The sequence below is a fragment of the Streptomyces sp. NRRL F-4489 genome (assembly GCF_001509485.1).
Taxonomy (GTDB): Bacteria; Actinomycetota; Actinomycetes; order Streptomycetales; family Streptomycetaceae; genus Streptomyces.
This window is the reverse complement of the sequence record NZ_LLZI01000153.1, coordinates 1-1,751: the sequence shown is the minus strand read 5'-3', so window position 1 is coordinate 1,751 and position 1,751 is coordinate 1. Positions and strand designations below refer to the sequence as shown.

The 1,751-nt window shown below is 75.8% G+C and carries 2 protein-coding genes; both read right to left on the bottom strand.

Features of this window, described 5'->3' with window-relative positions; translation table 11 throughout:
- Positions 1 to 46: 46 nt before the first annotated feature.
- Entirely contained in the window at positions 47 to 919 is an 873-nt protein-coding gene (locus ADL22_RS13840; RefSeq protein ID WP_066977952.1) for an ABC transporter permease, read from the bottom strand.
- Positions 916 to 1,680 carry an ABC transporter ATP-binding protein gene (locus ADL22_RS13835; protein ID WP_066977955.1) on the bottom strand — a complete coding sequence of 255 codons (765 nt, stop codon included), beginning with the start codon at positions 1,678 to 1,680 and terminating at the stop codon, positions 916 to 918. Before ADL22_RS13835 ends, ADL22_RS13840 begins: the two co-directional genes overlap by 4 nt.
- Positions 1,681 to 1,751: the final 71 nt, after the last annotated feature.

Here is a 1,751-nt window from a genome sequence, read left to right as displayed (position 1 = left end):
GCGGGGGCCTGGGGGTGCCCGGGGCGGCGTACGGGAGCAGGGGGCGTCAGCTCTGGGGGCGGCCGCGGTCGCGCGGGGCCCAGGGGGTGAGGAAGCGCCCGGCCAGCCGGACCAGTTCGGAGAAGACGACTCCGAGGACGGCGACGCAGACGATGCCGGTGAACATCACGTCGTTCTGGAACAGCGCCCGGGAGTCGAAGATCAGGTGGCCGAGCCCGTCGGCGGCGGCGATCTGCTCCGAGGCGACGATCACCAGGACGGCGACCCCCGCGGCGATCCGCGCGCCCACCAGGACGGCGGGCAGCGACGCGGGCAGCAGGACGTGCCGGAACATCTGCCACCGGTTCGCGCCGAAGACCCGGCCGGCGTCCCGGTGGCCGGCCGGTACCGCGAGCACCGCGGCCATCGTGGAGATCCACACGAAGAAGAAGACGGTGGCCGCCACCAGGGCGATCTGGGGGCCCTCGCCGAGCCCGAACATGTTGAGGAAGACCGGCAGCAGGGCCAGTTTGGGGACGACGTAGAGCGCGTCGAGCAGCGGCTCCAGGGCGGCCCGGACGAGGGACAGAGAGCCCATCAGCAGGCCCAGCAGATAGCCGCTGACGGTCCCGGCGGCGTAGCCGGCCAGTACCCGCTGGAGGGTGGCGCGGACGTCCGGCCACAGCTCGCCGGCCAGTGCGCGGTGCCAGCCGTCGGCGAGGATCGTGGTGGGCGCGGGGTACACCCGGGCGTCGATCCAGGAGCGGGCCGCGGCCAGCTGCCACAGGAGGACGAGCAGCAGCGGGACGGCGGCGGCGAGGGTGAGTTCGAGGGCGCGCCGGCGGCGGTGGGCGCGGTCCGGGCGCAGCTCCCGGGGGCCGGGCCGGCGGACCAGGAGGCGGTCGGGTCCGGGTCTGTCCGTAGGGGCGGTGGTGGTCATGCGGGCGCGGCCCCCTCGGGGTCGGTGGTGTCCCGGCCGGCCACCTCGCCGCGCAGCAGCTCCCACAACTCGGCCTTGAGCGCGGCGAATGCGGGGGCGGCGCGGACCGCTCCGGTGCGCGGGCGGGGGAACGGCGGGCGGCGTTCGGCGAGGATCCGGCCGGGCCGGGCGGACATCACCAGCACCCGGTCGCCGAGGACCAGGGCCTCTTCGAGGCTGTGGGTGATGAAGAGGGTGGTGGTGCGGGTGGTCTGGGTGAGGGCGAGGAGTTCGTCCTGGAGGATGGTCCGCAGCTGGGCGTCGAGGGCGGCGAACGGCTCGTCCATGAGCAGGACGCCGGGCTCGACGGCGAGCGCGCGGGCGATGGCGACGCGCTGCCGCATCCCGCCGGAGAGCGCGGCCGGATAGGCGCCGGCGAAGTCGGCGAGCCCCATCCGGGCGAGCCAGGACCGGGCCCGCCGGTCGGCCTCCTTGCGGGGGACGCGCTGGATGTCGAGGCCGAAGCGGACGTTGGCCAGGACGGTCTTCCAGTCGTAGATGCCGTAGTCCTGGAAGATCATGGCGATCGGGCGGCCGGCGCCGGTCCGCAGTTCCAGCTCGCCGGCGCTGGGCCGCAGCAGGCCCGCCGCGATCCGCAGCAGGGTCGATTTGCCGCAGCCGGAGGGCCCGACCACGCAGACGAACTCGCCGGCGGCGATCTCGACGTCCACCGGTCCGAGCGCGGCCAGGGCGGTGCGGCCCCGCCCGAAGGACCGCGCCAGACCGCGGGCGCGGAGGGCCGGGGGGTGAGGGGGCGGCGGGGTGGCGGAGGGGGAGGACGGAGGGGCGGGGG

What these genes read in the sequence shown, in the direction of transcription:
- ADL22_RS13840 (WP_066977952.1), bottom strand. Translation starts at nt 919, where the DNA reads ATGACCACCACCGCCCCTACGGACAGACCCGGACCCGACCGCCTCCTG.